This window comes from Nocardia lijiangensis NBRC 108240 (assembly GCF_001613045.1).
Taxonomy (GTDB): Bacteria; Actinomycetota; Actinomycetes; order Mycobacteriales; family Mycobacteriaceae; genus Nocardia; species Nocardia lijiangensis.
This window is the reverse complement of sequence record NZ_BDBP01000002.1, coordinates 95456-116477: the sequence shown is the minus strand read 5'-3', so window position 1 is coordinate 116477 and position 21022 is coordinate 95456. Positions and strand designations below refer to the sequence as shown.

General features: G+C 68.7%; 14 protein-coding genes. 9 read left to right on the top strand and 5 right to left on the bottom strand.

Annotated elements, in window-relative coordinates:
- The first annotated feature begins 2 nt into the window (after positions 1-2).
- The 4 genes from NL1_RS01425 to NL1_RS01410 all read left to right on the top strand — a co-directional run bounded on the left by NL1_RS01425 (position 3) and on the right by NL1_RS01410 (position 2461).
- A complete protein-coding gene (locus NL1_RS01425; protein ID WP_067833201.1) occupies positions 3-980 on the top strand; it encodes a PPE domain-containing protein in 978 nt (325 codons plus the stop codon).
- Positions 981-985: 5 nt separating this feature from the next.
- On the top strand, positions 986-1765 hold the full coding sequence (locus NL1_RS01420) for an ESX secretion-associated protein EspG (protein ID WP_307621593.1): 780 nt from the start codon (positions 986-988) through the stop codon (positions 1763-1765).
- Between the two features lie 89 nt (positions 1766-1854).
- Positions 1855-2154: a WXG100 family type VII secretion target gene (locus NL1_RS01415; RefSeq protein WP_156094591.1), complete on the top strand. Its 300-nt coding sequence runs from the start codon at positions 1855-1857 to the stop codon at positions 2152-2154.
- A gap of 25 nt (positions 2155-2179) precedes the next feature.
- Positions 2180-2461: a hypothetical protein gene (locus tag NL1_RS01410; RefSeq protein ID WP_067833193.1), complete on the top strand. Its 282-nt coding sequence runs from the start codon at positions 2180-2182 to the stop codon at positions 2459-2461.
- A gap of 64 nt (positions 2462-2525) precedes the next feature.
- On the opposite strand, the gene eccE is transcribed toward NL1_RS01410, so the two are convergent.
- Positions 2526-4301 (bottom strand): type VII secretion protein EccE, encoded by a 1776-nt coding sequence (gene eccE, locus NL1_RS01405; RefSeq protein WP_084510207.1) that lies wholly within the window; start codon positions 4299-4301, stop codon positions 2526-2528.
- 97 nt (positions 4302-4398) lie between these two features.
- On the opposite strand from eccE, the gene eccB reads away from it, so the two are divergent.
- Positions 4399-5844: a type VII secretion protein EccB gene (gene eccB, locus NL1_RS01400; RefSeq protein ID WP_067833190.1), complete on the top strand. Its 1446-nt coding sequence runs from the start codon at positions 4399-4401 to the stop codon at positions 5842-5844.
- A 59-nt stretch (positions 5845-5903) separates the two neighbouring features.
- Here eccB and eccA read toward each other — a convergent pair whose 3' ends face one another.
- A complete protein-coding gene (gene eccA, locus NL1_RS01395) occupies positions 5904-7721 on the bottom strand; it encodes a type VII secretion AAA-ATPase EccA (RefSeq protein WP_067833187.1) in 1818 nt (605 codons plus the stop codon).
- 135 nt (positions 7722-7856) lie between these two features.
- On the opposite strand from eccA, the gene eccD reads away from it, so the two are divergent.
- From eccD to eccCa, 3 genes are read left to right on the top strand one after another with little or no spacing between them, the layout of a single operon-like run.
- Positions 7857-9335 carry a type VII secretion integral membrane protein EccD gene (gene eccD, locus NL1_RS01390; protein ID WP_067833184.1) on the top strand — a complete coding sequence of 493 codons (1479 nt, stop codon included), beginning with the start codon at positions 7857-7859 and terminating at the stop codon, positions 9333-9335.
- Position 9336: 1 nt separating this feature from the next.
- The gene (mycP, locus tag NL1_RS01385; RefSeq protein ID WP_067833181.1) at positions 9337-10761 is read left to right on the top strand and encodes a type VII secretion-associated serine protease mycosin; all 1425 of its coding nucleotides are present in this window, start codon (positions 9337-9339) and stop codon (positions 10759-10761) included.
- Positions 10762-10764: 3 nt separating this feature from the next.
- Complete coding sequence (gene eccCa / locus NL1_RS01380) at positions 10765-14877, top strand: type VII secretion protein EccCa (protein ID WP_067833178.1); 4113 nt, start codon at positions 10765-10767, stop codon at positions 14875-14877.
- Between the two features lie 65 nt (positions 14878-14942).
- On the opposite strand, the gene NL1_RS01375 is transcribed toward eccCa, so the two are convergent.
- Both NL1_RS01375 and NL1_RS01370 read right to left on the bottom strand, forming a co-directional pair.
- Positions 14943-15572 (bottom strand): GNAT family N-acetyltransferase, encoded by a 630-nt coding sequence (locus NL1_RS01375; protein ID WP_084510206.1) that lies wholly within the window; start codon positions 15570-15572, stop codon positions 14943-14945.
- Positions 15569-16378, bottom strand: coding sequence for a GntR family transcriptional regulator (locus NL1_RS01370; protein ID WP_067833175.1), 810 nt, complete (start codon positions 16376-16378; stop codon positions 15569-15571). The genes NL1_RS01375 and NL1_RS01370 overlap by 4 nt, the downstream gene beginning before the upstream one ends.
- 174 nt (positions 16379-16552) lie before the next feature.
- Here NL1_RS01370 and NL1_RS39855 point away from each other — a divergent pair, with 174 nt between their 5' ends.
- Positions 16553-17053 carry a DUF4254 domain-containing protein gene (locus NL1_RS39855; protein WP_067833172.1) on the top strand — a complete coding sequence of 167 codons (501 nt, stop codon included), beginning with the start codon at positions 16553-16555 and terminating at the stop codon, positions 17051-17053.
- Between the two features lie 88 nt (positions 17054-17141).
- Here NL1_RS39855 and NL1_RS40090 read toward each other — a convergent pair whose 3' ends face one another.
- On the bottom strand, positions 17142-20783 hold the full coding sequence (locus NL1_RS40090; protein WP_373862510.1) for a nucleotide-binding protein: 3642 nt from the start codon (positions 20781-20783) through the stop codon (positions 17142-17144).
- Positions 20784-21022: the final 239 nt, after the last annotated feature.

Below are 21022 nucleotides of genomic sequence, written 5' to 3'. Positions count from 1 at the left end.
ATATGGTCGAACCGCCGATCCCTGGTTTCACCGGCGTGGTCTGGGAAGCCAGGCCCACGGAGAAACTCGCCCAGGATCTGACCACCGGTCGCGGCGCGGTGCCGATGGCCGAAGCGGCCCAGGCATGGACTCGCCTTGGCGTGAGTTTCGGTGCCGCCGTGCCCGAATACGACCAGATCGTCAAGGCCATCGGCGAATCGTGGCGTTCGGAGACGAGCCCGGAGATTCTGGACCGGATCACCAAACTGCGGGAGTGGCTGCTGGAGGCAGCCGGTTCCGCGGCCCAGAACGCCACCAAGACCGGCTCGCAAGTGCTCGCCTACGAGGTGGCTCGGCTGGCCATGCCGCACGTCGCCGAGATCGCCGCCCTGGAAGCGGCGAAGAAGTCGGTGGAGGCGATCGGCGCCGGGATGGGTGCGCCCTTGGTGGGCGCGGCCGCCGATATCGACGCCGAACAGGATCTGGCCAAGGTCAACGCGGCCCGCGTCATGCGCGTCTACGAAGAGGCGACCAAGCCGCTGGAGACGCCGTGGACGCAGACCGCGCCACCGGTCATTGCCAATAGTGCTGCGCTGGAAGCCGAGCGGGCCGCGTCCGAGGTGCGTCCCACGGCCATGCCCGCGACCGCCTTGCCGGCTTCGTTCGCCGCGGCGTTCGCCCGGGCTACGCCGCCGCCGCGGGTGAAGACGGCGTTCACCACGCAAGCCGTGGTCGCCACCGCGACCGCCGAGCCGACCCCGCTACCCGTGGAAACGGCTCCGGTGGCCGGAGATTCGTCGTCGGCGAGCCGTATGGGCGCCCCGGCGGCGATGGCACCCGCCGCGGCCATGCAGGACGACGACCGCACCCTGCGGGCCGGCGCCGCCTCCGCGCAGCCGGACAAGCCGTTCGAGGTCGAAGCCGGATTCGCCGCTGCCCCAGCGGTAATCGGCGGCGCCGCCGAACCCGCACCGAAGGCCACGGCACCGGGGGCGGCATGACGACGATGACCAACGATGGGCTCCTGGCGGTGTCCGACCTGCTCGGCGTGCAGACCCTGCCGCTGGTGCTGGGGGTCGGACCGCAGCAGGATTCGGTCGATGCCTGGCAGGCCGCGCGCGACCAGGCGATCGCCGACCTGCGCGCGGACGGGTTGGTCAACACCTACGACGATGTCGCCGCCGACCTGACCGACGCGCTGTTCATCCTGGCCAACCCGGAGCGTGAACTCGCGGCCCGGATCTACACGGAGTCGGGGATCCGACAGGTCTGCGTGGCGCGCAAGGGAGCTCAGCACGCGCTGGCCACCCGCACCGGCGACACCTTCGACGTGGGCACCATCTGGTGCGACGGCGGCGGTCAAGCGCTGGCCCGGCCGGTGCTCGAAGCGCTGGGCCGCGCCCCGGCCGCCGATATCCCGAGCATCAGCGCCCCGGTCGACGAACTGCGCGAAAGACTGGACGAGGCATCGCGATCCAGCGACTACTCCGATATCTTCTACGCCTACGGCGTGGCCGAACGCGATGCCATCGAGTTCGGGCTGGCCATGTCCAGCTGCCACGCGCACGCCGAGATCGTCGCCTACGCCTACGACGACGGCGTCACAACCAGAACGTCCGGAGCGGTAGCGGTTTACGACACCTCGCGTGGTCGGATCGCCACCAGCCCCGGAGCTGCGCCGGACCTGCGGGTCTGGTCGACCTTCACCCCGGGAACCGATCACCGGATCGCCCAGGCGATCTCGGCGCTGATCGAAACCTTGCCCGGAGGAAGGTGGATGCCCTAGTTAACGCATCGGAACTCACGAACCGACCGAACCACCGCGGCCCCTGCGCAGCGGAACACGAAATCCACACCGACATGATGAGGTGAACAATGTCCGGACAGACAAGTTTTACAGAGGCCGAAGCTGCTGCGGTCGTCGATGAGTACATGCAGGCCGTCGATGGCATCAAGAAGACCATCTCGGCCGTGCAGGAAACCTTCGACGCGGCCCGCTCGGGCTGGGAAGGTGACGCCGCGATCGCGGGCCAGAAGGCTTCCACGGCTTGGCAGGAAGAAACCACCGCTATCAACACCAAGATCGACACGATGAACCAGACCATCTCCGAGGGCAACACGACCCTCGGGAATGTCGATCCGGAAAACGTGGACGCCCTGACCAACCTGATCTGACACCACCACTCGAAAGGAGACCGCCATGAAGTACACCAAACAGGTCCACGACCAGCTGATCACCGAAATGGATCAGTACTACAAGGATCTCGACGGCTACAAGGACGCCTTCGTCGCCGCCAAGGACAAGCTGGTCGCCAAGGGTTGGGAAGAGAGCGAGGCGCTGGAGTCCTTCACAGTGCAGGCCAACTCCCTGCTCGAGGAGCTCAACGACACCCACACCAAGATGCAGGCCCTGCGCAACGCCATCGACGGCGCGTTCAACAACGCGTTCGCCGCTGACAAGAAGGTCTACAACTCCTTCTGATCCGGGTTCGCAACGAGAAAGCCCCGGTCACCCTCGCGGGTGGCCGGGGCTTTCCGGTGCTCGGCTATCGGGCGGCGGCCAAAGCCGTGTGCAGGTACTGCATTTCGTCCGGGGTCGCCACCATGTGCACGCGGGTGGTCACACCTGCCGTGCGCACGGTGACGAGGTTGGAGGTCTCCGGGTCCTCGGCGAGGGTGACGTCGGGGTCGAAGTGGTCCTCCATGATCGCCGGGGCATTGCGGAGCAGCACGGTGGTGGCGTCGGAGTGGTGCCCCGCCAGCTGAATGCCGTCGTAGACGATCACAGTGGCGGAGCGGTGCGCGCTGGCCTGCTGCCCGGCCGCGGACCAGGCCGCGATGGTCAGGGACTGGGGCACACCCACGTCGGCGGCCATCTGCCGCCACGCGTCGTGACGGTTGGTGTGCACCACGACCCTGGCGCCGAGCGCGATGGCGCGCAGGATCATCTGCTGGGCGACCAGCAGCGATCCGATCACCTCCACGCGCCGCACCTGGTGCCCGACCAAGGGCAGGGCCACGGCCTGTCCGGAGGTGTCGGCGCCGATCAGCTGCCCGCAGCCTGCGATCGGCATCGGCAGTGTGAGCAGCGAATCCGGCTTGCCCAGATAGGTTTCCGGGGTGAACTGACGGCCACGCTGGGCGATCGGCAGCGTGTACAGCAGGGCGCGGAACTGCTTGCCCGGCAAAGGAACCAGGCCATCGGCCTTGACCACGGCGGGCTTGTCCGGGGTATCGAAGCGCACCACCGCGGTCACTTCTATCCCCGCGGCACCGGGTGCGGCGGCCTGGTCGCGCGGTGACTGTGCCGCGGCGCGCTGAAGGCGCATGGTGACCGTGGTCGCCAGCGTCGGCGTGGACCACACCGCCGCGAATCCGCGCGGCCCCAGCGCCTCCGGCGCCATCCGGTAGGTGGTGTAGTGGATGCCATCGCGTTCCACGCTGTTCGCGGTCTCGGTGAACTCCTCCAGCGGCGTGTGCCGGGTGAGCTGGTTGACCGCCGCGGTGATCTCGGCGGCCGACAGCACTACCGTGGAGATGCCGTTGGCGGCCAGCCGATTCGCCACCCGCTGGGTCGCCACGATGGCCGTGCGCAGCGTGCCGGTGGCGCCGCCGCCGCGCCGCGCCACCGCGGGGGCATTGCCCAGCGGGTCCAGCCGCAGCACCACCCACACCGTGCGGTGCGCCACCGCGGGCAGCGGGCCCAGGATCTGCTCGTAGAGGTGCGAGACCCGGCCGGGTCCGGCGGTGCGGGCGCCGGTGCTGATCACGTCGATGGAGGCCAGCTCGATGTCGAACTGGTTGAGGCAGTGCGCGATCTCGGGCAGCGGCATCATGTCGTCGGAGATCAGCGACTGCGGGCTCAGCAGCGTTACCGTGCGCGGATGCGCCTCCACGCGCAGCATGATGAGCAATCGCGCGCCGTCCCAGCGCATTCCATAGGCGCCGCCCTCGGGTAGCGGTACGTCGAACGGTGCCTGATCAACAGTTGCCGAACGATTGCGGAACGCGCGCCAACGGAAGGTGACTTCCTCGTCCAGCCAGCCTGCCAGCGACTTGCGGCGCGGCAGTGGTGTCAGCCCGAGCACGAGCACCACGGCACATACTCCGGCCGCGATCCACACCGAGGCATCGAATATCACCGCGACCAGCGAGGCCGCGACCGCGAAGAGCGCCACCGGAATCACCCAGCGTAGCGGCAGAATTCGGAACAGCCAGAAGTACGGGGAGTGCAGGGGAGTTGGGGCAGGTTCAGCCGACGGGGCAGGTGAACTCTGCGGCGCGGTGTCGCGATTTTCGCCGTCGGCTGTGGTGGAACCCATGCGGACATAATGGACCGAACTCTGTCGGCTTCGCTACTGTTAGCCGTGCCGGGTGAATGCTCGGCCCGTTGTACCCGCGTCAGTTCGGAGGCGTTTCGTGCCCGCACAGTTGACTACCAAGGCGCAAGTCAACGGTTACCGGTTTCTGCTGAAAAGGTACGAGCACGCGCTGATTCGGCGCGATATCCGGATGCTGCACGATCCGATGCGCTCGCAGTTCCGCTCGCTGGTGGTCGGCGCGGTGCTCGGCATCCTGGTGGTCGCCGGTGCGGCGATCCTGGCGTTCCTGCGCCCGGTGGGCTCGATCGGCGACGCGACCATCGTGATGGGCAAGGAGACCGGCGCGCTCTACGTGATCGTCGACGGCACGCTGCATCCGGCGCTGAACCTGGCTTCCGCCCGCCTGATCGTCGCCAGCAACGAAAAACCCACCTCCGTCAAGGAATCCAAGCTGACGCTGCCGCGCGGCCCGATGGTGGGCATTCCCGGCGTTCCGGCCACCCTGCCCGGCGCGGCCTCGCCGGACTCCGTCTGGAGCCTGTGCGATGCGGTGGAACTGTCCGCGGCAGGCAGCGCCGCCCGCTCCGCCGGCGCCAAGTCCACGGTCATCGCCGGCGCGCTCGACTCGAGCGAGCCGAACACCGCCCGCCCGCTGCGCGACAACGAGGCGCTGCTGGTGACCCGCGGCGGTAAGACCTTCCTGATGTTCGACGGCAAACGCGCCGAAGTGGATCCCAACGATTCGGTGATCTCGCGCTCACTGGGCATGGAGGCGTACAACCCGCGTCCGGTCAGCGCGGGCATGCTCAATTCCGCCACCCAGGTCCCCGCGATCGTCCCGCCGAAGATCGATCGGCTCGGCGAACCCGGCCCCGGTCGCTTGCAGGGCGTGCCGATCGGCGGCGTGATCCGAGTGCAGCGGGTCGACTCCGAAGAGCTGTACGTGGTGCTCGCCGACGGCGTGCAGCGGCTGACGCCGTTCTCCGCCGAGGTGATCCGCAACGCGAACTCCCAGGAGATGAACGAGATCATCTCGGTGCCGCCGGACCGGGTGGTGGGCGTGCCCGTGGTGAGCCCGCTGCCGGTGGACAAGTTCCCCGGGCCGGTCCCGACCATCCTTACTCCCGAGGAGAACAAGGTCAGCTGCATGCACTGGGCCAAGAAGGCCTCCGATCCGGCCGCCACGATCACGCTGTTCGCCGGACGTGAACTGCCGCTGCCGAAGTCGGCCAAGGTGGTGGATCTGGCCACCGGCGACGGCACCGGCGACCGCATCGACCATGCCTACATCCCGCCGAACTCGGGGGAGTACCTCCAGATGACCGGTATGTCGCCGGACAGCGTTCGCATGGGCAGCCTGTTCTACATCTCCGACAACGGGATTCGCTACGGCATCCCGGATCAGGAGACGGCCACCCTGCTCGGCCTGGCCGACAAGCCGCGGCCCGCACCGTGGGCGATCATCGGCCAGCTGGTGCCTGGGCCGACGCTCTCGCGCGAGGAAGCGCTCGTCAGCTACGACATCCTGCCGACCACCAACTGACCTGCCCCGCACAGCAGTACGGCCACGAGAACTCGCGGCCGCACTGCTGTGTCCGGATATCAGCGCAGCGTGGCCAGCACGTTGTCCAGCGCGTTCTGCATGTCGTCCGCCTCGATCCGCATCAGCACCGATGCGTCCACGGCGCTCAGATCCAGGTCGATGTCATTGGCCAGCCGGAACTCGCGCTCCTCCTCGGCCGCCTCGATCACATTGCGGATGAACCGGCCGTTACCGGCCATGTCGATACCGCGCCGGATCTCACCGCTCTGATCAATGGCCTCCTTGCGGTAGAGCTCACCGCAGGCGGCGACCAGCAGCGCCTGTGCGTCGTCGGCCAGCTCCGAATCCCGTTTCCGCGAAATGAAACGGCCGATATCGCCGAGCTCCTCCGGCGAGTAGGAATCGAACTTCACTCGCTTGGCGAAGCGGGACGCCAGACCGTCGTTGGAGGCCAGGAATCGGTCGATCTCGCCGTCGTATCCGGCGATGATCACCACCAGGCGATCGCGGTCGTTCTCCATTCGCGCGAGCAGCGTATCGACGGCTTCGCGACCGAACGCGTCACCGCCGGACAGGCCGGTTTGAATCAGTGTGTAGGCCTCGTCGATGAACAGCACACCGTCCATCGCGCTATCGATCAGCTTGTTCGTCTTGATCGCGGTGCTGCCCAAATGCTGGCCGACGAAATCGGAACGCTTGGCTTCGATCAACTTGTCGGTCTTGAGAATTCCTAAGCCACAGTAAATTTTTGCCACCACGCGGGCAACGGTGGTCTTACCGGTACCCGGCGGTCCGGTGAATGCCAGATGTTGGCCACGGGATCCGCTCGCCATTCCTTTTTCGGCACGGATCCGCGCTAGCTGAGCGGTTGCCTGCAACTTCGCAACCTGCATTTTCACGCCGGCGAGACCGATCTGCTCGTCGAGTTCGGCGCGCGCCTTCTCGAGGATCAGCTTGGCCTTGTCGTCGCGCTCCTCCTGGCCCATCTGTTCCAGCGTCGGCGCCGAGGCCGGATCCCACTTGTTCGTGCGCGCGTCGATGACCTCCTTGGTGGTCACCGTGATCCGGTACTTGCGGTCGCGCATGGCCATGGTGTTGGCGTCGAAACCCGGTGCCTCGGAGAACACCTTCTCGAACAGCGCCTGCGCCTGCTCCTCCTCGCCGGTCTCGCGCAGGGCGAGTCCGCGGCAGAAGCGGGCAGTGGTCGCCGCGGCCGGAATCGGGCCCCTCTCCGCGGCTTCCATGCGGCGGATGGCCTCGCCGAACAAACCCAGCTGGGCACAGGCGGTGCCGACCATGACGTGGGCGCCCGCGGCCAGGTAGGCATCCTCCCAGTCCGCCGAACCGGCCAGCACGGTCATCACATCGGGCCAGCGCTGCGTGGTGAAGTGCAGCACGCCACGGACGTAGGCGCAGATCCGGTCGTCGATCTCGCGATCCGACGAGGAGACCTGTGCGGACCGGTGTTTGGCCAGTTCGTCGAGGACCTTCTCGGCTTCGTCGTAGTCGCCCTCGGTGATCAGCTGCGCGGCCTGCGCGAGCCAGATCTCGGCATAGCTGGCCAGCGGGTAGTCGATGTACTGCCCGATGGTGAAGCGGCCCGCCAGCACCCGCGGTTGCAGACCGAGCCGGCGTTGCTCCCTGAAGAGCGTCGAGGTGCTGGTCTTGAAGAGGTTGAAGATCACCTCACGGGTGTGCTCGCCTGCGGCCGCGCGCCCGAGCCAAGCGTCGCACATACCGGGATCCCATTCGGTGGCGCGCTGGAAGGCTAGCTGAGCGTATTCCAGATCGCGGGCAGATTCCTGTCCGTCGATCACAATGCCCAAGGACAAGACACCAGCGTCGAATGCGCGTTGTGCCTGGCGGTTGCCGGTCATATGGGTTTGCCCCTAAAAGCGAACGGATGTGCTGTTCCTCGCCAAGCATAGCCGCTGCGAGGTGGGGACTTCTCCGTTAAGTTGAGTACGTTGCATAGCGTTGAAGTGGGTTCTAGGTAGGGAGTCATCCGAGCTGTGACCGATCCGTCTAGCAGCGCCGTGGCTGCCGTTGATCCGGAGTTGTGCCGAGTCTCGGTGATCGGCGGCAATACCCAGCTGGACCTGGGTTTGCCTGCCACAGTTCCGATCGCGGCGTTTATCACCGATGTGGTGGAGCTGATCGAATCGCGCAATCCCGATCTCACCGAGCACGAGGACGGGGCACCGCTGCAAACGCGGCATTGGACGCTGGCCCGGATCGGCCGCGACGCCATCCCGGCAAACCAATCGCTCACCGAGGCCGAGGTTTTCGATGGTGAGTTGCTGGTATTGCGCTCGGTGACCGCCAAGGAGCCACCGGCGCTGTTCGACGACGTGATCGACGCCGTCTCCAAGCTGACCGCGACCTCGTTCCGGCACTGGTCGCCGCTGTCGGCGCGCTGGCTCGGTCTGTCCATGGGCCTACTCGCGGTGCTGGCCGGGATCTACCTGCTTGCGGTGGCCAAGCTCGACGGTGCCGGTGCCGCAGTGGGTTTCATCGGCCTCGGCACCGGACTGATCGCCGGTGGCGCGGCCGTGCTCGTCGCCCGCCGGTATCAGGCCGAAGCATCCTTGCCGGTGATCATGCTGTCGCTGTACGCGTTGCTGCTGATCTTCGCGGGCACCGCGCTGTTCGTGCCCAACGCCTTCGGCAGTCCGCACGCGATGTTCGCCTGTGTCGCAACGCTGACCGCCGCCGCGGTCCTCTACAGCTTGACCCGGGTCGGGGCGACCATGTTCACCACGGTCATCACCCTCGCGCTGTTCGGCGGCGTGGCCGCGATGGTTCGGATGATCTGGGATCCCGCGCTGTCCAAGATCGCCGCCGGCGTGCTGATCGGTGCGCTCATCGTGATCACCCTGGTGCCGCGCCTGGCCGTGGCGGCCGCACGGCTGCCGGTGCCGCCGGTGCCGACCGCAGGCGCCGCCATCGACCCCGCCGACCACGAACCCCGTCCCACCGTCAAGGACATCGGCGCCATCGGCGCCACCGCGCTACCTTCGGCCGCCGGTCTCGAGCATCGAGCCCGCGCGGCCAACGAATACCAGTCCGGCATGGTCATCGGCTGCACCGTCGCCGCCGCGATCGGCGTGGTGCTGGCCGCGGATCCGCTCGGCGCGGCCCGCTGGCAGGGCATCACCCTGGGCGTGGTGGTCTCGATCATCCTGTGCCTGCGCGGGCGCGCCTTCGCCGACCTGGTGCAGGCGTGCACGCTGATCGCCGGTGGCGCGATCGCGTTGATCGCGCTGGGCATCGGTGCCGGGCTCGGCGAAGAGAACTGGCTGCTGCCGATCGCAGGCATGCTGCTCGTCGTGGCCACGGCCGCGGTGGTCTTCGGTGTGATCGGGCCGCACACCGAGATGTCGCCACCCATGCGCCGCACCGGTGAGATCTTCGAATACCTCTTGATCTGCACCATCATTCCGCTGGTGCTGTGGATCATGGACATCTACTCGGCCGCCCGGAACATCTGACATGGCACCGCTCCTACGGCGGCTGCTGCAGGCGGTGACGGTGGCGGCGGTGCTCGCGCTCGCCACCGGAACACCCACGCCCGCACTGGCGATCGCGCCGCCGCAGATCGACGACGGCGCACTCGGCGCCGTGCTCGGCCTGGCCGCCAGCGCTAGACCGCCGGACGAGACCGAACAGGCCAAGGTCTGCGCCGAACCCACCCTCCAGGGCGGGGTGCCCCGCGATCCGCCACTGGCGCAGCGGATCCTCGGTTTGGCCGAGGCATGGCAGTTCAGTCGCGGCGCGGGTCAGAAGGTCGCCGTCGTCGATACCGGCGTGAACCGGCACTGGCGCCTGCCCGCGCTCCAGGCCGGCGGCGACTTCGTCTCCACCACCGACGGCACCGTCGACTGCGACGGCCATGGCACCTTCGTGGCCGGGATCATCGCCGCTCAGCCCAGCCTGGAGGACGGATTCTCCGGTGTCGCACCGGAAGCCGAGATCCTGGCCATCCGCCAGCTCAGCTCGGCCTACGAGGCCAAGGACCGCAATCGCCGGGAGGAGCCGGGCGTTATCACGCGCGAAGGCTACGGCACGGTCAACACCCTGGCCGCCGGTGTCGTCCGCGCGGTCGACATGGGCGCCACGGTGATCAACATCTCCGAGGTGGCGTGCACGGTCGCGGGCGCCGGCGCTGCCGACGGCGCCTTGGGCGCCGCCGTGAAATACGCCTACGACCGCAATGTGGTCGTAGTCGCCGCGGCCGGAAACACCATGCAGGGCACTGCCTGTGAGAAGCAGAACGACCGCTCGGGCTGGTCGGCGGTGGGCACCGTGGTCACTCCGGCCTGGTTCACGCCCTATGTGCTGTCGGTCGCCTCGGTGGATCCCGAGGGCGCGGTCTCACCGTTCTCGCTGCACGGCCCGTGGGTCGGCGTCGCCGCGCCGGGGCGCGACATCGTCTCCCTCGACAGCAAGCCGGGTGGTGCGGGCCTGGTCAACGCCACCCAGACCAACGAGGGCTACTCCACCATCGACGGCACCAGCTTCTCCAGCGCCTACGTCTCCGGACTGGCCGCGCTGGTCCGGTCGCGCTTCCCGGAACTGACCGCCGCCGAGGTGATCGATCGGATCAAGCTGACCGCGCAGGCACCGGACAACGGACGCAACGACAAGGTCGGGCACGGCCTGATCGATCCACTGGCCGCGCTCACCGCGCAACTGCCGCAGAAGCCGGTCACCGTCGGCTCCGATATTCCGCGCAAGATCGCCGGGCCGTCCCCGGCGCCGTACGTCGACCCGGCCCCGCGCCTGGTCGCCACGATCGGCTCGATCACGCTGCTCGCCCTGCTCGGACTCGGCTACGCCGCCTCGATCCCGTTCCGGCGGGGTAAGCAGGTGAGTGTGGATCCGGGTGCGGAGCACCAAACCCGAGAGGGGTTGTAGGACATGGCAACCGAAGGTTTCGTGCGCCGCCCGCGGATCGCGCCGCCGCGTCCGCCGGGCGGTGAGGTCGCGTTGTCCGCGCCGCCGGAACTCGATCGTCCCGTCGTCGGCAATCTGCTGATGAAGCTGATGCCGGTGGTGATGGTGGTCGCCGTGGTCGGCATGATCGCGATGATGATCATGATGGGCCGCAACCTGCTGGCCAACCCGTTCATGATGATGTTCCCGATGATGATGCTGATGTCGATGTTCGGCATGATGGCGGGCATGCGCGGCGGCGGCGGGCCGAAGAAGGCCGCCGAGCTCAACGAGGAACGCAAGGACTACTTCCGCTACCTCGATCAGGTCCGCAAGGATGTGCGTAAGACAGGCAACCAGCAGCTGACGGCGCTGCGGTGGAGTCATCCCGAACCCAACGACCTGCAATCGGTGATCGGCAGCCGCCGGATGTGGGAACGCCGGCCCAACGACCCGGATTTCGGGCACGTGCGTGTCGGCGTGGGCAGCCACCGTTTGGCCACCAAGCTGGCCCGGCCCGAGACCGGTCCGCTGGAAGACCTGGAACCAGTGTCCACCGTCGCCTTGCGCCGGTTCGTGCGCACCCACTCGGTGGTGCACGGCCTGCCCACCGCCATCTCGCTGCGCGCGTTCCCCGCCATCAATGTCGAAGGCGACCGTGAGGCCGTGCTCACGCTGATGCGCTCGATGCTGATGGAGTTCACCACCTTCCACGGCCCCGACCACACCGCGGTCGCCATCATCTGTGCCGACCCCGACGGCCCGGCTTGGTCCTGGGCGAAATGGCTACCGCACCTGCAACATCCGGTGGACCGCGACGGCATGGGCTCGGCCCGGATGATGTACAGCTCGCTGGCCGAACTGGAGACCTCCATGTCCGCCGAGCTGGTCGAGCGCGGTCGCTTCATGCGTAACGGGCAGCCGACAGCGGGCCGGATCCATCTGCTGGTGATCATCGACGACGGCTACGTCAGCGGTTCCGAACGCGTCGTCAGCGACGCGGGCCTGGACTCGGTGACCGTGCTCGACCTGACCGCACCGCAGAGCGGTCTGGCGGTGCGCCGCGGCCTGCAACTGGTCGTCACCGACGACGGCATGGTGGCCGCGAAATCCGCCGCGGGCGTGGAGAAATTCGCCACCGCCGATCAGGTGACCCGCGCCGAGGCGACCGCGCTGGCCCGGGATCTGGCGCGCTTCCGCATCGCGACCGCCGCCCAGATGGTGAGCCTGGGTGACGAGACCCGGGCCGATCCCGGCCTGATGGCGCTGCTGAAGGTTCCCGACGCCGCCCAGATCGATCCCGCGGTGGTGTGGCGCCCGCGCAGCGACCGGGAACGGCTGCGGGTGCCGATCGGCGTCACCCCCGACGGTACGCCGGTCGAGATCGACATCAAGGAGTCCGCCGAGAACGGCATGGGCCCGCACGGATTGTGTATCGGCGCAACGGGTTCGGGTAAGTCGGAGTTCCTGCGCACGCTGGTGCTGTCCATGGTGACCACGCACTCGCCCGATCTGCTGAACCTGGTCCTGGTCGACTTCAAGGGTGGCGCGACCTTCCTCGGCCTGGACTCGCTGCCGCACGTCTCCGCGGTCATCACCAACCTCGAGGAGGAACTCGCCCTCGTCGACCGCATGAAGGACGCCCTCTCCGGTGAGATGACCCGGCGCCAGGAGCTGCTGCGCGCGGCAGGCAACTTCGCCAATGTCACCGAATACGAGAAGGCTCGCGCCGCAGGCGCCAACCTGGATCCGCTGCCCGCGCTGTTCGTGGTGGTCGACGAGTTCTCCGAACTGCTCTCGCAGAAACCGGATTTCGCGGACCTGTTCGTGATGATCGGCCGCCTGGGCCGCTCGCTGCGCGTGCATCTGCTGCTGGCTTCGCAGCGCCTGGAGGAGAACAAGCTGCGCGGTCTGGACTCGCATCTGTCCTACCGGATCGGCCTGCGTACTTTCTCCGCCAACGAGTCCCGGGCGGTGCTCGGCATCACCGACGCCTACCACCTGCCCAGCGTGCCGGGCTCCGGCTACCTGAAGAGCGACGCCGACGATCCGCTGCGCTTCAACGCCAGTTACGTGTCCGGGCCGTATGTTTCGCCGCGCGGTACCCGGAAGCTGGACGGCAAGACGTTCGGCGGGCAGTCGCCGGCGGTGTTCACCGCGGCGCCGGTGGCGCTGCCGGAGATCGTCGAGCCCGAGCGGCAGGCCGCGCCGAGTGGCCGGCCCGAGCTGCCGCCGCCGCCCGGACGGATGGGTCTGCCCGAATTACCGCCGCCGCCAGGGCAACTCGTGGAAGAGGACGAGGAGCAGACCTCGGTGCCGGTCACCGAGGCCGTTCCCGCGACGCTGCTGACCACCGTCGTCGATCGCCTGCGCGGCCACGGGCGCCCGGCGCACGAGGTATGGCTGCCGCCACTGGACGAGTCGCCGTCGGTCGACATGCTGCTGCCCGACCCGGACTGGCGCTCGCCGGTCAACCGGCACGGTCAGCTGTGGTTGCCGCTGGGTGTCATCGACAAGCCCTACGAGCAGCGCCGCGACGTGCTGGTCGTGGATCTGTCCGCAGCGCAAGGCAATGTCGCGGTCGTCGGTGGTCCGCAGTCGGGCAAGTCGACCACCCTGCGCACCATCGTCATGGCCGCGGCCGCCACCCACACACCCGAGCAGGTGCAGTTCTACTGTCTCGACTTCGGTGGCGGCACACTCGCCGGTTTGGTGGGGATACCGCATGTCGGTTCCGTCGCGGGTCGCATGGAAGTCGATCGGATCCGCCGCACCATCGCGGAGGTGACCGGCATCCTGCGCCACCGTGAGGAGCTGTTCCGCGAGCTGGGTATCGACTCCATCGTCGAATTCCGCAGGCGGAAAGCGCTGCTGGCGGAGAAGTCGCCCGCCGAGCGGCAAGCCGACCCGCTTGCTCAGGATCCGCACGGTGACGTCTTTCTCGTCATCGACGGCTGGCCCACCATCCGCGCCGATTACGACACGCTGGAACCGCAGCTCAATGCCATCGCCGCACAGGGTCTTTCCTACGGTGTCCACCTGATCGTCTCCACCACCCGGTGGCCGGAGATCCGCTCGCAGATCAAGGACCTCATCGGTACCCGCATCGAGCTCCGCCTCGGTGACCCGTCCGACTCCGAGATGGACCGGCGTACCGCGGTGCTCGTGCCCACCGGGCGTCCGGGCCGTGGTCTCACCGCACAGAAGCTGCATCTGCTTGTCGCGTTGCCGCGTTTGGACTCCGACTCCGATCCGCGCACCCTGTCCGAGGGAATCGGCATCGCCAAGCAGCAGCTCAACGAGCTCTACACCGGCCGGAGCGCGCCCGAGGTCCGGATGCTGCCGATGGAGCTCTCGCGCGAGGCCGTGCTCGCGGAGGCGGCGCGGCGGGGCATCCAGCAGAGCAAGACGCTGGCCGTCATCGGCATCGGCGAGACCGACCTGCAACCGATCGCCATGGATTTCGCGGTGCAGCCGCACTTCTACAGCTTCTGCGATGTGGAGTGCGGTAAGACCACGCTGCTGCGCAATATCGTCGCAGGCATCACCGAGAACTCCACCTCCGAGGAAGCCCGCGTCATCCTGATCGACTACCGGCGCACCATGCTCGGAGTGCTGGAAGGTGCGCAGCTGGCCGGATATTCGACCTCCTCGCAGACGTCCTTCGGGATGATCAAGGAAGTCGCGAACTACCTCCAGAAGCGGGTCCCGGGCAACGACATCACGCCACAGCAGTTGCGCGAACGCAGCTGGTGGACCGGGCCCGAGATCTATGTCGTCGTCGACGATTACGAGATGGTGGTCTCCGGTGGGCGCAACCCGCTGGAGCCGCTGATCGAGTTCCTGCCGCAGGCACGCGACCTCGGTCTGCACGTGGTGATCAGCCGCCGCGCCGGCGGCGCAGGCCGGGCCATGTACGACAAGGTGCTCGGAGGGCTCAAGGAAATGGGTGTGGACGCGCTACTGATGAGCGCGCCCAAGGATGAGGGCAAGATCATCGGCGACATCCGCGCCGCCAAGCTGCCGCCCGGTCGTGGCACGCTGGTTACTCGCGGCGGCAACGAGATGATCCAGGTGGCGTACCTGCCGCCGCTGTAGGCGTACCTCCGCCTTCGCTCCGGCCATGCGCGGGCTGAGGGCGGAGTACGTCCGGCGCTGCCTGCTCAGTTCGGCAGCGCCGGGGGAGCGAGGATGGTGTCCGCCGGAGGGTCCAGCCTGGGCGACGCCGACGGCAGACCCGCGGCGGGGATGGCGAGCGTCTGCTCGAAATCCCAGCTGTCGGTAGGTCGTTCGAACAGCGCGCGGGAGGGTCCGCGTGCGACCGGCCCCGCGATACGCGTCATGCGGAAGCCTGCCCTGCGGTAGTAGTCGTGCAGGTCGGCGTTGGTGGTCCAGGCGTCGAGGCGGACCCAGTCGCGGTCGCGTTCCCTGGCCAGCCGCCCGGCCTGCGCGAGCAGGCGATGACCGACGCGCTGTCCGGCGAAACGCAGGTCGACGATCATGAAGTGCACGACCACCGCGTCGGCGAGCTCCCACTGCGACCACAGTCCCGGGTCAGCGCGGTCGTTGACGGTGATGGTGCCCGCCGGTTCGCCGTCCACCTCGGCGATCCAGGTCTCGCCCGCGTCGAGCGAGCGGCCGACCGCGCGGGCGAAGATCTCGATGGGCAGGCCGCGGCCCGCGACCGTCCACTGGTCGGAGCCGCGGGCGGTGAGCCAGGCGGTGCGCTGGACGCGCAGGCGGCAGATCATGCCGAGATCGCCGAGGGTGGCCTCGCGGAAAACGGTGGTCATAGCACCGAAATACCTGGTCCATACGACTCGCCCAATATTTGCCGGATCACCGCGGTGCCCTCGGTGTCGCCGAGCTCGTAGGCCAGGCGATTACGCGTGGCGATGGAGCGCTGCCGCGTCGCTCGGGTTATCCGGCTGTGGTCCGCGCCGATGCGCAGATGGTCGAGCAGGATCGTGCCGGTCGATACGCCGAGCACGATCGCCTCCTCCGCACTGGCGGGGCGCGCGACAAGCGTGTCGCGATGGGCGGTTTCGGGGTGGCCGCGGTCGGCCATCCGGCGCGTGGTGCCCTCGGGGATGTCGTGCGGCGAATCGATCCCGGTGGCCTCGGCCAGATCTCGCGGATAGAAGCTGACCTCCCACGACCACGGTTCGTTGTCCAGGTACTGCACGACGGTGCGGGCGAGCACCCAGGAGTTCTCCGGCACGCCGAGCCACTGCGCCACTTGCGCCGTCGCGGGCTCCATCCGCGCGCTGAACTCCTTGGTGGGCTCCCGATCCGCGGCGCGGGCGATCTCCACGAAGATGTCGTGCGGCGACTTGGGCCGGTCGGGACGAACGTGATCGGTCATCACCGACTCGAGCACTTCCTGGTTCCGAACGATCGTTCCCCGGGAAGTTGCTGTATAGACGAGATTTTCGGCGACGAGTACCTGAATGGCATTGCGGGCCGTGGTGATCGAAACCTGCATCTGCTCGGCCAGCTCGGTGTGACTCGGAAGTCGATCGCCCGGATTCCATTTGCCTGCGCGGATCTCCTCGCGGAGGAGGTCTGCGATCCGGTGATACGTCGGACCGTCCGCCATCTTGCTCCTCGGTTGGTCGTGCAGGTAACGAAGTGTACTCTTCGTGACTCCCTACGGCCCGGTAACGCTTGACAGGTGCCTTCAGAGGTTTATTGTAATGAACGTCCTGATCCGGTGTTGTGCGGCGATGAACGGCGAGGCAACGTGGCAGGTTCGGATTCATCCACGGCAGTAATGGCGGTCCGCGACACATCCCGGTGTGTCGATACGGCAGTGCAGTCCGTAACTACCGGGCTACTGCCGACTTCAGATCTACTTGTTCGGGCGTGTCGCGGGCATCGGGTCGTTGGCGGCCCGCTGCTCTGGTTCGCCCGTGATCTGGCGGTGCTACACGAGCGGCGGCTGATCGGCCGCGGCGGCTCGGTGGACACCGACCCGACTCATATTCTCGAAAACGAACGGCGCCGAAGCGAATTGGTCATGGCCATCGATGACTGGGTGACGCGCAGCGTGCCCCAGCATCGGCTCGGCGCGACCTTGCACACCGAGACCGTAGGCGCGGTGATCGATCGGCTCGCGGAGTCCTCGGTGCGTGCGCACCACGCACTGATGACGCTCGACGCGCACGACGAGTTCCTGCACTGCGCCTGGCACCACCTCGCCGAATTGGCGGACGCCTACGACGACCTGGTCCGCGACGTGCTCGCGGGCCGGAGGCGGCTGCCCGAGTGGTGAGGTGGTTCGTTCGGTCGGGTGTCGTAACCCCTCCTCGGCACCCGACCGGCGAACCTCCGTGTCGCGCAATGCTTGTCGAACGGCGCGCTCAGGTGTGGAAGCGGCGGTGATCGACGCCGAACTCGTCGGCGACGGTCGCGGCGAGCTCCACGTAGGCGCGTTTGGCCTGCTTGCTGAGCCGGTGCAGATCGATCTCGGCGCCCTCCGAGAGGTGCGCGTCGTAGGGGATGATGTGCACCGCGCGGCAGCGGGACAGGAAGTACTCGCGCAACTGCTGCACGCCCACGTTCGGTGAACCCTCGCGCGGCAGGTTGATCACCACGACGGCGTTGCGCACCAGGTGATCGTGACCGTGCAGGGACAGCCAGTCCAGCGTCGCCGCGGCACTGCGAGCGCCGTCGATCGCCGCCGAGGAAATCAGCACCAGCGAATGCGCCAGATCCAGGACACCCGCCATCGCCGAATGCATCAGACCGGTGCCGCAGTCGGTGAGGATGATGTTGTAGTAGCGCTGCAGGATTCGCGCGACCGCTCGGTACTCTTCGTCGTTGAAGGCTTCCGACGCCGCCGGATCCCGTTCGCTGGCAAGCACTTCCAGTCGGCTGGTGGCCTGTGAGGTGTGCCTGCGCACGTCCGAGTAGCGCTCGATCGACGGATCGAGCAGCAGGTCGCGCACCGTCGACCGGGTCTGCAGCGGCACGCGCTGGGAGAGTGTGCCGAAGTCCGGGTTGGCGTCGACCGCGATCACCCGGTCGCCGCGGATGGAGGCGAAGATCGAGCCGAGGCCCATGGTGGTGGTCGTCTTCCCGACGCCGCCCTTCAGCGAGAGCACCGCGATGCGGTAGTCGCCGCGGACCGGCTGCCGGATTCGAGCCACCAGTTCCTGGAGCCGCAGCTCCTCGGCGGACATGCCGGGATTGATTGCGCCGCCGGACATGTGGTGCACGGCCTTGCGCCAGCCGCTGCCGGGCGATTTCTTGGCGCGGCGCAGGGGGACGTCGTCCAGCGAGGGCTGACCCTGCTGGTGTTGGCGCGGACCGCCGTGCGGCTGCTGACCCCAGTTCTCACCGGCCGGGCCCTGCGGCTGCCGACCCCAGCTCTCGGCCGCGGGGCCTTGCGGCGGCGCGGGAGGTTGCGCGCCCTGATTCCACGAAGGCGGGGCGGGCGGTTGCTGATCGGCTGCCGGAGGCGCGACGAAGCCGGGCGCGCTGTTCGCGTGGTCGACCGGTCCTGGCCCGGGCTGCGCCGGATACCCCGGCTCGCCGGGGCGCCGATCGCCGGGAATGTGATAGGCGCTGGGGTCGGGGCCCGCGGCCGGGGCGTAGCCGCCTTGACGCTGGTCGGCATAGCCGTAGTCGGGCACTTGGCCGCCCTGCGGGTGCAGCGGCTGCGCGCCGTATCCGCCCTGACTCCAAGGCATTTCGCCGCCGGGGGCCTGGCCGCCCTGCTGCGCGAACACGCCGGGATCTCGGCGCACCTGGCCGGGTGCGGGCTGATCGCTGACCGGAGCCCGGTGCCCATCCTGCGCGGGACCCGGTGCACCCCACTGCCGCTCACCCGCGTCGGGTTCCGCGGGCAGCCGGTGCCTGCCGCCCGCGGCGCGTGCGGACTCGACGTCCTCGCCGGGGGCCCGGCCCTCGGTCCGATCGTCCGGGCGAGCCGAAGTAGTCGGAGCCGCATCGAAACCCGCCCCTTCGCCGGGCGCGGGGGATGCGGAGTTCGGGTGCTCGGCGCGGTTCGCGGGATCGGCCGAAGCGGACATGCCCTGGCCGTCGGGCCTCGCGATGGGGGCGGGCCTGCCGGTGTCGCGCGGGGACGCGTCCGTCGGCGAGGTCGCCTGCGTGCCAGGCTGTTCGGTCGATCTCGTTGGCGGCGGAGGGAGTTCGGGACGCTCGCCCGACTGGTGCTGTTCGGCGCCGCCGAGCCAGGACGGCGGACCGTCGCTCGGCGGGGTCGGCCGCTCCTGAGTGCGCGCGTGGCCTTGCTCCGCGGTCGGCGCCACGGTCGGGCCGGTCGGGGTCGGCGAACCGGTCGCGGCACTTGCGCTCGGGCCGGTCGAGGTCGGTGATGCGGTCGCGGTACCTGCGGTCGGGCCGGTCGAGGGTGGTGATGCGGTCCCGGTACTTGCGGTCGGTGACTCGGTCGCAGTGCCCGCGCTCGGGCCAGCGAGCCACGGTGGGGCCCCGTCGAATTCGGTTGTCGCACGTTCTGCGTCCGCCGAAGGCGAAACGTGCTCCGCCGCGCTCGGAGCGGGGCTGGGGTCTTGCGCCGCCTGCGTGGCGCCGTGTCCGGTGCTCGCCGGCGTGGCGCCATGTCCCGTGCTCGCCTGAGCGGAGGCGTAGCCCGCGCCAGCCTGAGCAGAGCCGTGCCCCGCGCTCGCCTGGGTCTCTGCTGTTGGAGTGGAGACGGGATCTCCGGCATCCCGTACGGGGATGCGGTTCTCGGCAGACTGAGCGGCGTCGTAGTTCTCGGCCGCCCGGTCGGTGACGCTGTGCTCGGCCCGCGGGTCGGAGACGTGGTCGTCGGTCGCCGGGGCGAAGCTGTCCTCGGCGGCCGGTGCCGGCCCGACTTGACTCGGCGGTGGCGGCAGGTCCGGAAGCCGCTGGTAGCGAGTGGTCGCCTCGTTCGACGGAGGCGGCTCGGAAGCCGACGGCGGAGCGGTCGGCTCGGGTGTGCGCTGACCGAGGGGTTGGAAGGCAGAAGAGGGCTGGCTCGGCTGCCGGGTGGGCAGGCCCGAGTGTCCGTCTTGTCGTCCCGGTGTGGACGACCTCGGGTCGTCCAGATGCGGCTGTCCGCCCCATGCCTCGCCCTGCCGCTGCGCGACATGGCTCGACCCTTCGATGGGTGGTTGCGGCAGCTGTCCGGGTCTGCCGGTCGGCGGCTGCCCCTGGTACCCCGGCCCGTCCATCGGTGGCTGGTACCCGGGCCCGCCGGTCGGTGGCTGGTACTCGGGTCCGCCGGTCGGCTGGTAGCCCGTTTGTCCGGGGCCGCCGTGCTGTTGCGGCATTCGACCCGGCCCGCCGAACTGCTCCGGCCCGGAGTTCCACTGAGGCCCGCCGTCACCTACCGGTTGTTGCGGCGGATACCCAGGCCCGCCTACCTGCTCGGGCCGCGCCTGACCGGGCCCGCCGATCGGTTGCCCCGGCTCGCCGAACTGCTGCGGTGGCGTCCGGCCCGGCCCGCCAGTCTGATCCGGGCGTGCCTGACCGGGCCCGCCGGTCGACTGATGCGGCGCTTGCCCGTGGGCGTCGAACTGCGGCGGGGCCGGGTGATCCGGTCCGCCCATCGGCTGCTGCCTGCCCGGGCCTTCGGTCTGCTGCCAGGGATCGTTGCGCTCCGCCTGGCCTTGCCGCGGCGCGTCCCCGGGCCGGCCGTCACCCGAGTCGGGGCCGGACGACCATCGATCACCGGACTGCGGGGTGCCCCAGGAATCGGCAGGCGCCTCGGGACGGCGCGGCTCAGCGGCCGGGGGCTCGGCAAGTTGTTCCTCGGCGGGCTCGTCCTTGTCGCGGCCCAGCCACCTGCGCTTCTTGTCCTTGCGGCCGGAACCCTGATTCGCGTCGTTGCGGCTCTCGGGCGACTGGGACTTGCGGCGCGAGCGTTTGCGATCGGATGCGTCGTCGATCAGGTCGTCGTGGGGGAGATTCTCTACCGGTGCCTCGTAACCGCCGGTGACGTCACTGTCGGACAGCCACGGCGGCAGCATCGGGAGATCGTTGTTACGACTCACCGCATCGCCTCACTGTCGCTCGGTTTCGTCGTGTCCGAGATGGCTCGCCCGCTGCGCTCGCGCTCGGCCCCGCCGTGGCCGAGGGGCGCAGTGCCGACGGCTGGCCCGGTACGCTGGCTCACGGCATCCCCCTAAGTCTGCTCGACCGTTTCCTGGACTCGGTCAGTTTACGTGACCTGCCCCCGGCGACGTGGGGCAGGGAGCGGCCGTCCCGGGGCTTCGCGGCGGGGCGTTTTTGC

Coding starts and splice junctions, on each gene's coding strand:
- NL1_RS01370 (WP_067833175.1), bottom strand. CDS start 16,378: ATGGCGGACGGTCCGACGTATCACCGGATCGCAGACCTCCTCCGCGAG.
- NL1_RS01425 (WP_067833201.1), top strand. CDS start 3: ATGGTCGAACCGCCGATCCCTGGTTTCACCGGCGTGGTCTGGGAAGCC.
- NL1_RS01420 (WP_307621593.1), top strand. CDS start 986: ATGACCAACGATGGGCTCCTGGCGGTGTCCGACCTGCTCGGCGTGCAG.
- NL1_RS39855 (WP_067833172.1), top strand. CDS start 16,553: ATGGCGGTCCGCGACACATCCCGGTGTGTCGATACGGCAGTGCAGTCC.
- NL1_RS01415 (WP_156094591.1), top strand. CDS start 1,855: ATGTCCGGACAGACAAGTTTTACAGAGGCCGAAGCTGCTGCGGTCGTC.
- eccCa (WP_067833178.1), top strand. CDS start 10,765: ATGGCAACCGAAGGTTTCGTGCGCCGCCCGCGGATCGCGCCGCCGCGT.
- mycP (WP_067833181.1), top strand. CDS start 9,337: ATGGCACCGCTCCTACGGCGGCTGCTGCAGGCGGTGACGGTGGCGGCG.
- NL1_RS01410 (WP_067833193.1), top strand. CDS start 2,180: ATGAAGTACACCAAACAGGTCCACGACCAGCTGATCACCGAAATGGAT.
- eccA (WP_067833187.1), bottom strand. CDS start 7,721: ATGACCGGCAACCGCCAGGCACAACGCGCATTCGACGCTGGTGTCTTG.
- eccE (WP_084510207.1), bottom strand. CDS start 4,301: ATGGGTTCCACCACAGCCGACGGCGAAAATCGCGACACCGCGCCGCAG.
- NL1_RS01375 (WP_084510206.1), bottom strand. CDS start 15,572: ATGACCACCGTTTTCCGCGAGGCCACCCTCGGCGATCTCGGCATGATC.